The sequence below is a fragment of the Streptosporangium minutum genome (genome assembly GCF_002149035.1).
In the GTDB taxonomy this organism is placed as follows: Bacteria; Actinomycetota; Actinomycetes; order Streptosporangiales; family Streptosporangiaceae; genus Streptosporangium; species Streptosporangium minutum.
On record NZ_NGFP01000009.1, the window covers coordinates 1 to 9,350 of the forward strand.

The following is a 9,350-nucleotide window of genomic DNA, read 5'->3' on the forward strand; positions in this document are numbered from 1 at the left end:
GCTCCCAGGCCCCGGCTCCCGCCTCCCGGCTCCCCGGCCGCGCGGCCGCCGGACGCCGCCCGCCCGGACGGGGCCGCCCGGCGGAGCGCGGAGCGGGCGGGTGTGATGGGATCGGATGTACGCACGCGATGCGCCCGACCTGCGGGTCACGGCCGCGTCGACCTCTCCGAGACCAGGAGGTGAGCGTCATCGGCATCGTCTCGCCGGGATTCTCCGGCCGCCGTCGCGGCGGCGCCCCGGACCTGCCGCCCGGGCAGTACCTCACCGAGGACTTCCCGGTGCTCTCGGCAGGCCCCACGCCGCACGTCCCCAAGGAGAGCTGGAACCTCACCGTCACGACCGAGACCGGCGCCGCCCACCACTGGGACTGGGCCGGGTTGACCGCCCTCCCCACCGAGCGGTTCACGGTCGACCTGCACTGCGTCACCAAGTGGTCCAAGCTCGCCACCGCCTGGGAGGGGGTCTCACTGGACACCCTGCTCGCCGGGGTGGAGACCTCGGCGGAGTACGCCCTGGCGCACTCCTACGGCGGCTACACCACCAACCTCCCCCTGGAGGACCTGCTCGACGGGCAGGCGTGGATCGCCGTCCGCTACGACGGCGAGGACCTCACCCCCGAGCACGGCGGGCCCGCCCGGCTGCTCGTGCCGCACCTGTACCTCTGGAAGAGCGCCAAGTGGGTGAGCGCCATCCGGCTCCTCAACGAGGACCACCCCGGCTTCTGGGAGAGCGTCGGCTACCACAACTACGGGGACCCGTGGCGCGAGCAACGGTACTGGGGCGACTGACCTGGCGGGTCGCCACGGTCGCCGCCGTCCGTGACGAGACCCCGACCGCGCGCACGATCGTCCTGGACGTGCCCGGCTGGCCAGGCCACCTGGCTGGCCAGCACGTCGACGTACGGCTCACCGCGCCCGACGGCTACTCCACCCAGCGCTCCTACTCCGTCGCCTCGGCGCCCCGGGGGGACCGCCTGGAGCTGACCGTCGAGTCGCTGCCCGACGGCGAGGTGTCCCCCTACCTCACGCGGGTCCTCTCCGTGGGAGACCCGCTGGAACTGCGCGGCCCGATCGGCGGCTGGTTCGTCTGGCGCCCCGAGGCGCCGGAGCCGGTCCAACTGGTCGCGGGAGGCTCCGGCGCCGTCCCGCTCATGGCGATGATCCGCGCCCGCGCGGCGGGCGCGGCGGCGCCGTTCCGGCTGCTGTACTCCGTGCGGGACCCCGAGGCGGTGCTCTACCGCGACGAGCTGCGCGGCGCGTCGGAGGACGGGTCCGGCCTGGACGTCACCTACGCCTACACCCGCAGGGCGCCGGAGGGCTGGCCGCGTCCGCCGGGCCGGATCGACGCCGGCCTGCTGGCCGAGACCGCCTGGGCGCCGGAGCTGGCTCCGGCCTGCTACGTCTGCGGCCCGACCGGCTTCGTCGAGACCGTCGCGGACCTGCTGGTCGCCGCCGGCCACGACCCGGCCCGCATCCGCACCGAACGTTTCGGACCCGGTGGAGGACGGCCTTGACCTCCCCGCCGGGACCGCGACCTTCCACGCCCAAGGAGTCTCGATGACCGACAACCGCCTCGACGGCAACGCCGCCGGAGGAGCCCTGCGCGAGGTGTTCGCCGTCGACCTGACCGCGGCCACCGGGCAGTGCTCGAACTGCGCGCAGAGCCTCGCCCTGGCCGAATCGCACCTCTACACCCACGCCCCGGGCCTGGTGGGCCGCTGCCCCGGCTGCGACGCCGTCCTGTTCCGGCTGGTACGGGGCCCGGGACGGGCATGGCTGGACATGCGCGGGGTGACGTGCCTGCAGTTCGCGCTGCCCGGCGCGACCTGACCGGGCCGAGGCCGACGCGCCCGCCGGCGAGCGGGCGGCGGGCACGCCGTACCCGGTCCCGGCCGCGACCGGCCGGCCTCAGTGGGCGACGGCGCGCGGGCGGTACGGCTCGGCGAGGAAGCCCAGCTCCTTGTCCGTCAGCTCCAGATCCACCGCGGCGACGGCGTCGTCGATGTGCCTGTCCTTCGTCGCGCCGACGATCGGGGCGGTGACGCCCGGCTGGCGGAGCAGCCAGGACAGCGCCACCTGAGCCGGCGGGATCTCGTGCTCCCTGGCCACCTGGGCGACCCGGTCGAGGATCTGGCGGTCGTTGTCGGCGTCGGTGTAGAGGGCGCCGATGCGCCCGTCGCTGTCGGCGCGGGTGGTCTCCGCGTCGGAACCGGCGCGGGCGAGCAGGCCCCGGGCCAGCGGGCTCCACGGGATCAGGCCCACCCCCTGGTCGGCGCAGAGCGGGTTCATCTCCCGCTCCTCCTCCCTGTAGAGCAGATTCTAGCTCTACATCTCAGGCATGATGTTGGCCGGAGGTGCACATGAGCCCGTCGAATCCCCCCGTTCCCGTCGTGTCCTACGCCCGGATCTCCGCCGACCTGAGGCGCGACGAACACGGTGTGCAGGACCAGCACAGGGTCAACCGGAAGACCGCCGAACGGTACGGCTGGACCGTCGTCCACGAGTTCACCGACAACGACAAGTCGGCGGCCAAAGAGGGAGTCGTCCGCGACGACTTCGAGGCGATGCTACGCGCGCTGCGCGCCGGAAAACTGCCGAACGGCACGCCGGTGCAGGGCATCGTCATCCTGGCGGCCGACCGCCTCGCTCGCCGGCCGGGCGACTACGAGCGGTTCGTGGAAGCGATCACCTTCCAGGACGGCCGCGTGTTCGCCGACGCACGGGGCGCTCAGGATCTCTACAGCGAAGACGTGGAGAGCATGGGCCTGCTCGGCGCGGTCATCTCCAGGATGGAAGTCCGCAAGATGCAACGCCGGATGCGACGCTCGCACCGGTCGCGTGCCGAACTGGGCGTGCCCTCCGGCGGCCCGCGCCCCTTCGGCTGGAAGCCGGATCGCCTGACCCTCGACACGAAGGAAGCCGACCTCATCCGGCAGGCGGCCCGCGACTTCCTGTCCGGCCGTTCCCTGCACTCGATCGTCCGCGAGTGGCAGGAGGCGGGGGCGAAGACCTCGCTCGGCAACGACTGGACCGTGCAGTCCTTGAAGGTGGCACTGCGCAACCCGCGCATGTGCGGCCTGCGGGAGTTGAACGGCGAACTCGTCCGGGACGCGGACGGCAACCCGATACGCGGACAGTGGGCGACCATCCTCACGGATGAGGAGTGGGAGGCGATCCGGGCCGTCTTCGACAGCCGGAAGGGCTACTTCATCGGCCGGGACATGAAGATCATGAAGCCGCACCAACCCGACTACCGGGACCCCACGTACCTGCTCGCCGGAATCCTCCGCTGCGGCCGGATCAAGCCGGACGGAACACCCTGCAACGCCCCGCTCCGTACCAACCGTAAGAAGAATGCCAAGCACCACGCCTACACATGCCTGAGCAAGGCGGAAGGCGGCTGCGGCGGAACCTCCCGGCGCGGTGACCTGGTGGACGAGTACGTCTCGGAAGCGGTCCTGGCGAAGCTGGAGGAGGCCGCGTTCACCGCCTCGGCGGGGGAGTCTTCCTGGGGGAGGGAAGAGGAGTTGGAAGAGGTGAAGTCGCGCCTGGACGAGCTGACCCGGCAGTGGAACTCCGGCAACATCAGCAATGACCTGTTCTTCAAGCTCGCCCCCGGCCTGGAACAGGAGATCGCCCGACTCCGTGCGGAAGCCGCCGGCTTCGCCGCGTCGGCAGAGCTGCGGCAGGCGCGGGCCGGTACGGACGCGGCGGAGATCCGGCGGCGCTGGTACCTGCCGGAGAAGGAAGGCGGGTTCCCCATCTCCACCAAGCGCACCTACATCCGGGAAGCGCTGCACGCGGTGATCGTCCACCCGGCCGGACAGGGCCAGCGGGTCTTCAACCCGGACCTCCTGGAGCCCATCTGGCGAGAGGGCTGAGCGCGAGACGTCCTGGACGTCTTCAGCCTCTTCCGAGGGCTGTCGGCCTTACCGAAAGGCGACAGCCCTCTTTCTTTCGCCGCCGATTTCCCGGTGACGGACGGACGTCTACGGACGCTGACGAACACTCACGGACGCCAACGGACGTCTACACACAACGCTCACGGAGGAACTCGAAGCTGGTCGAACTCGTCTACCCCGATGTAGAACTGATCGCGTAAGAAGCCACCGACCTCCCCACGGCACGACACAGCGAACATCTCGGCGAATCACCTCAGGCGCATTTTTCATCCGGGCACGACACATCTCATGATCACCGATGATCGTCGGAGGGCCCCGGCCCGGCGGTAGGTGTCCACACAGAACGCGCCATCCACTTCCTCGCCGCACTCCATTCTGATCTCTCGCTGCTGCGCACCACACGCCAACGGCTGTCTTCGGGCTGCCCTGGCGACGGCGTGCGACGTCCTGTCCGTCAGGCGTGGCGGTGGCTCCACCCATGAGGTGAGGAGTCCACCTGAACCCTGAACCCCTGTCTGCCCGGGAGTGGGGCAGACGACAAGCGGCACGGTCCCCCCGCTGGACCGACGAGAAGTGGCGACGCGTCGCCACCGTGTTCGGCGTCAGCGTCGCCGAGACGCAGGACGCCGGTTCCCGACCCGATGAGGTGTGCGGGAGGGACGCCGCGTGAACCAAGCGCCTTCCCTCGCCCCTGACATGCTGGCTGCGCTGCACCGTGCGGCCATGCCGGACTTCGTCCGGTGGCAGCGCATGGTGTACGCCACGGGCGGCTGTGCCCAACCCGTCCGGCTCCATGGTGAACGGCTGACCGTGGACGTCCGGACGGGGGAGGTTCTGGACGTCTACCGGACCGCTGACGAGCCCACGGGATTCCTGCTCACCGCCTGCGGCAACCGGCGTGCCTCCCGGTGTCCGGCCTGCTCGGAGACCTACCGGGACGACACCTATCACCTGATCATCTCCGGCCTGCGTGGTGGCAAGGGTGTTCCCGAGGACGTCAGCGGGCATCCCCGCGTGTTCGCCACGTTCACCGCTCCGTCCTTCGGCGCGGTCCATGCCCATCGGGAGCGGAACGGCACGCCCCTGCCGTGTCGTCCCCGGCGGGACCGTACCGTGTGCGAACACGGGCAGCCGGAAGGGTGCGGTAGACGTCACGAACGTGATGACCCTCAAGCCGGGCAACCGCTCTGCGCAAGCTGCTATGACTACCGGGGCGCGGTGCTGTGGAACGCCCACGCGGGGGAGCTGTGGCGGCGCTTCACCCAGGCGCTTCCGTCCGTTCTCGCCCGGCTGCTCGGCGTCCGCCGGGCCGCGCTGCGCCGTACGCTGCGACTGTCGTACGCCAAGGTCGCCGAATATCAGGCGCGCGGCCTGGTCCACTTCCACGCGGTGATCCGCCTCGACGGTCCGGAAGGGCCGGCTGACCGGCCGCCTGACTGGGCGACCGTCGCGCTCCTCGAACGGGCGATCCGGGAGGCTGCCGGACAGGTCGTCGTCCCGGCGTCGGACGGTCCTGCTCCGGTTCTGCTGCGGTGGGGTGATCAGCTCGATGTCCGGCCGGTGTACGTCTCGGCTGAGCTGGACGGGGTCAGTGATCAGCGGGTCGCGGCCTACGTCGCCAAGTACGCGACCAAGGGAGCGGAGTCCGCGGGGACGGTGGACCGCCCGATCCGCCGGGTGGAGGACATCGCCGGACTGGCCGTGACCGAGCACGCCCGGCGCATGATCCTCACCTGCTTCGCGCTGGGCCGCCTGCCGGAGTATCGGGACCTTCCCCTGCGGCAGTGGGCGCACATGCTCGGCTACCGTGGCCACTTCTCGACCAAGAGCCGCCGATACTCCATCACCCTGGGGGAGCTGCGGCAGGCACGCGCCGACTACCGAGCCGAGCAAGCCCGCTCGATCCTCGGCCTTCCTGCCCCGGACGGGGAGGAGACGGTCACCTTGTCGCAGTGGCGCTACGCCGGGAACGGTCTGCGGCACGGGGAAGCCCTGTGGGCCGAACTCGCCCGGCAACGCATCGCCACCGCCCGCCGGATCGCCCGTGAACGCGAGCAGCCGAAACCCGGCTGACCGAAGAGAAGTGTCCTCGGGCGGAGTGGTGCGGCCGGCGGAATGCCGAAGGCACCCGAAGGGCGAACGGAGCGAGTTCGGCTGGTGGCATCACGGCCGGTTTCGTCGACGCCTTGCCCGACCGCACCGGTTGCCCGGCTCTGATTAGGATCACGCGGTATGGAGACGTGCGGAGTGCTGTACGTGGTCGCATGTGCCGCTCCGGCGGCGGCTGACCTCGCCCGCCTGGTGATGCTCGCTCAGGCGGACGGCTGGCAGGTGCACGTGGTCACCACGCCCATGGGTGCCCGCTTCGTCGACGCCGACGAGTTGGAGCGGCTGACCGGGGATCGGGTCCGCAGCACGTACCGCATGCCGGGTGAGCCGAAGGGGCTGCCCCCGGCCGATGCGGTGGTGGTGGCTCCGGCGACGTTCAACACCATCAACAAGTGGGCTGGTGGGCTCGCGGACACGTTCGCGGTCGGCCTGCTGTGCGAGGTGACGGGGTTCGGCGTTCCCATCGTCGCCGTCCCTCTACTGAAGGACGCGCTGGCCCGGCATCTTGCCTTCGGCCGGAGCGTGGAAACGCTGCGAGAGATGGGTGTCCGGGTGCTGTTCGATCCCGATGCGCCGTCACATGCTCGCATGCCATCCTGGGAACAGATCATTCAGGAACTGCGCAGCGTTGTCGGGGGACGACACTCACAGGGGTGATGGTGTGGATGCCCGCAAGGACATCGGTCAGCGGATCGCTCGGGCACGCCGTCGCCGTGGCCTGTCACAGGCCGTCCTCGCGGGGCTGATCGGTCGTTCGGAGAGCTGGCTGAGTCAGGTCGAGCGCGGGCAACGCAGGGTGGACAGCCACAGCGTGATCAACGCTCTGGGTGAGATCCTGGGCTTGGCCGCCGAAGACCTCACCACCGCGAAAACGGACACCACGATGCACTACCAGGCAGCGTCCGCCATCCGTCACGCCATGATGAGTTACGACGGCCTGTCCTCGCTGATCGACCCACGGCAGGTGGAAGGCTCACCGGAGAGCTTCGTCTGGCTGCGTCACGAGATCCGCCGGGTGAACCGGCTCTATCAGGCGACCCAGTATGACGAGGTGGGCAGACGCCTGCCAGGGCTCATCGTGGCGACCGAACTCGGCAGCCGTCATGCCCCAGCGCACCGGCGCTGGACCTACCAGACACTCCGTTCACTGACCTACCACTGCGCCACGACCACGTTGCGGCGCGTCGGAGAACCCGACCTCGCCTGGCTGGCCGCTGACCGATCGCTGACCGCAGCCGAAGAGGCCGAACGACCGTTGCTGGCCGCCGTAAGCGCCTATCGTCTCGGCTACGTTTTCGTCCGTCTCCGTGAGCCGGACGCGGCACTTGGGCTTGTGCTTCGCGCGGCAGACGCTCTACATCGATCCGTCCGCCACGGTGACCCCCGATCGCTGTCGATGCTCGGCGCGCTGTACCTGGTCGCGGTCACAGCCGCCGCCGCTCAGCATGACCGGACGGCCGTAGGCGCTTTTCTCACCCAGGCTCGCCGGGTCGCTGAACGTCTGGGTGAGGATCGCAACGACTTCTGGAGCGCCTTCGGGCTGACCAACGTCACCATTCACGAGGTGTCAGCGGCGGTGGAGTCGGGAGACGCGCGTCAGGCCATCGCGAAGGCGGAAACACTCGACGTCGAAGTCATGGCCCCGGGCCTGGTCGGGCGTCGCGCACAGGTCCACCTGGATCTCGCGCGGGCGTACGCCATTCAGCGCAAGGACGCCGCATCGGTGAACATGCTCCTCCTGGCCGAACAGCTCTCTCCCGAACTCGTCCGCTACGGCGGGCGCACCCGTGAACTGCTGGCTCAGCTCCTCAAACGCGAGCACCGGGCCAGTACACCGCAACTCCGGGGCCTGGCCACGCGAGCGGGCATCGCCTGATGCGATGACGCACCGACCCGCACAAAAGTGCGGGTTCTTCACCCTCACTGCGGTACGGGTCCGGCCCCTGGCACGAACCTACGGTTCTTCCTGGAGTGCAGCCGCCGCCCGTAGCAAGTCACCGTCAGGAGGGGTTCAGGTCATGCCCGCATCACGCGCGCACAGCGCGAAACGTCACACCCTGCCACTCCTGATCATGCGGAAGCCGGGCCAGGCGCACTGTCCGCGAGGACATTAACGGCGGACCTGCCGGAACGACGCCATTCGTCCGGCAGGTCCTTGACCGCACTCTGGAGGTGCGATCCGTGGATCACTCTAAAGCCATGTCGCAGGAGGAGGCGACACCGGCTGACCAGGCGCAACCGGCCCCCCTCACGCAACGGCCCGTCCTGGGGACGGTGCAGGAAGACCGCTACATCCATCTCGTCCGGCTGGCGTGGGACCTGCGCGGGCTGGGTCTGGCAACGCAGTTTGAGCTTCCGCTGACCGAGGAACCGTATCTGACGGCGCAGGGGGGGAGGCGGCCGGTTCGGGTGACCGCCCGCAAGCTCGGGCAGGACTGGATCTATCAGTGGGGGCGGGGCCGTAACCAGTGGATCGACGCCCTTGACCATCGGGCGGCGCAGACGATCCGCAAGGCGGCGGCGCGGTGAGCCGGGAAGCCGTCCATGAAGCGTTCGAGGCGATGCTCAAGCGCTGGAACGGGCTTCGATTCCTGGATCACCGGGACTTCTACGGGGTGCCGCAGTCGGCGTCAGACGCGCGCCACTGGGTTCTGAAGGTGCTGAGCGCGCACATCGCGGCATCGGGGGAGGCCTTGGAGACGGTAGAGCTCCTGGTGAGTGAGGTCGTCACCAACTCGATCCTGCACAGCGACTCGGGCCATCCTGACGAGATCATCACCGTCGGCGTCGGCCTGGGGGAGCGCCTGGTCCACGTCGAGGTGATGGACAAGGGCTCAACGGTCAACGTTCCCCAAATGCGGCCTGTCGATGGTGACAGCCTCAGCGGGCGGGGCCTGGCGTGGGTGGACTTCCTATCCAGCGGGTGGGGCACCGACTACGACCCGGAGATAGGCCGCGCGGTCTGGGTTCAGCTCACCTACCGCTGATCCCCTCGAAGCTGGTGCGGCGGTGCGGCCTTCCCCCGTAGCCGTGCTGCCGCACCCGACCAACAATGACCGTGACCACGTAATCCTGTCATTCGATGGCAACCCGACCCGGAGCGCAGTGCCGCCAGGCGCGAGCACCGGAAGCGGGGCGGCAGAGCCCTGTTCTTCCCTGCAACCCCCGTGTGCCTGGTGAACTCACAGAGCGGAGACGGCCGGCGCAATGCCGAAGGCACCCCGAAGGGGCCGCGTAGCGGTTGGGCCGGTGGTCGCAGCGGTGGCGGCAGCGCGTACCAAGGGCGGCGGGTGCGGTTCGGTACGGCGGGTGCCCGGTACGGCGGGCGGCGGGGTCTGCC

10 protein-coding genes are annotated in these 9,350 nt (G+C 69.8%); 9 read left to right on the top strand and 1 reads right to left on the bottom strand.

What is annotated here, in order from left to right; all coding sequences use genetic code 11:
* Window positions 1-188 precede the first annotated feature (188 nt).
* From CA984_RS03425 to CA984_RS03435, 3 genes are read left to right on the top strand one after another with little or no spacing between them, the layout of a single operon-like run.
* The gene (locus CA984_RS03425; RefSeq protein WP_086568136.1) at window positions 189-788 is read left to right on the top strand and encodes a sulfite oxidase-like oxidoreductase; all 600 of its coding nucleotides are present in this window, start codon (window positions 189-191) and stop codon (window positions 786-788) included.
* A complete protein-coding gene (locus CA984_RS03430) occupies window positions 758-1,513 on the top strand; it encodes a ferredoxin reductase (RefSeq protein ID WP_086567947.1) in 756 nt (251 codons plus the stop codon). The genes CA984_RS03425 and CA984_RS03430 overlap by 31 nt, the downstream gene beginning before the upstream one ends.
* 43 nt (window positions 1,514-1,556) lie before the next feature.
* Window positions 1,557-1,829, top strand: coding sequence for a DUF6510 family protein (locus CA984_RS03435; RefSeq protein ID WP_086567950.1), 273 nt, complete (start codon window positions 1,557-1,559; stop codon window positions 1,827-1,829).
* Between the two features lie 78 nt (window positions 1,830-1,907).
* On the opposite strand, the gene CA984_RS03440 is transcribed toward CA984_RS03435, so the two are convergent.
* The gene (locus CA984_RS03440) at window positions 1,908-2,315 is read right to left on the bottom strand and encodes an aldo/keto reductase (protein ID WP_278248979.1); all 408 of its coding nucleotides are present in this window, start codon (window positions 2,313-2,315) and stop codon (window positions 1,908-1,910) included.
* A gap of 44 nt (window positions 2,316-2,359) precedes the next feature.
* Between CA984_RS03440 and CA984_RS03445 the strand changes: the two genes are divergently transcribed.
* The 6 genes from CA984_RS03445 (at window position 2,360) to CA984_RS03470 (ending at window position 8,997) form a co-directional block, all read left to right on the top strand.
* Window positions 2,360-3,880, top strand: a complete 1,521-nt coding sequence (locus tag CA984_RS03445; protein WP_086567953.1) for a recombinase family protein — start codon at window positions 2,360-2,362, stop codon at window positions 3,878-3,880.
* 687 nt (window positions 3,881-4,567) lie between these two features.
* Complete coding sequence (locus tag CA984_RS03450) at window positions 4,568-5,974, top strand: replication initiator (protein ID WP_207620701.1); 1,407 nt, start codon at window positions 4,568-4,570, stop codon at window positions 5,972-5,974.
* A gap of 174 nt (window positions 5,975-6,148) precedes the next feature.
* Window positions 6,149-6,667: a flavoprotein gene (locus tag CA984_RS03455; RefSeq protein WP_242675711.1), complete on the top strand. Its 519-nt coding sequence runs from the start codon at window positions 6,149-6,151 to the stop codon at window positions 6,665-6,667.
* A 4-nt stretch (window positions 6,668-6,671) separates the two neighbouring features.
* Window positions 6,672-7,886: a helix-turn-helix domain-containing protein gene (locus CA984_RS03460; protein ID WP_242675712.1), complete on the top strand. Its 1,215-nt coding sequence runs from the start codon at window positions 6,672-6,674 to the stop codon at window positions 7,884-7,886.
* A gap of 305 nt (window positions 7,887-8,191) precedes the next feature.
* Window positions 8,192-8,539: a hypothetical protein gene (locus CA984_RS03465; protein WP_165781084.1), complete on the top strand. Its 348-nt coding sequence runs from the start codon at window positions 8,192-8,194 to the stop codon at window positions 8,537-8,539.
* Window positions 8,536-8,997 carry an ATP-binding protein gene (locus CA984_RS03470; protein ID WP_086567966.1) on the top strand — a complete coding sequence of 154 codons (462 nt, stop codon included), beginning with the start codon at window positions 8,536-8,538 and terminating at the stop codon, window positions 8,995-8,997. The genes CA984_RS03465 and CA984_RS03470 overlap by 4 nt, the downstream gene beginning before the upstream one ends.
* The last annotated feature ends 353 nt before the right edge of the window (window positions 8,998-9,350 follow it).

What these genes read in the sequence shown, in the direction of transcription:
- CA984_RS03445 (WP_086567953.1), top strand. Translation starts at nt 2,360, where the DNA reads ATGAGCCCGTCGAATCCCCCCGTTCCCGTCGTGTCCTACGCCCGGATC.
- CA984_RS03435 (WP_086567950.1), top strand. Translation starts at nt 1,557, where the DNA reads ATGACCGACAACCGCCTCGACGGCAACGCCGCCGGAGGAGCCCTGCGC.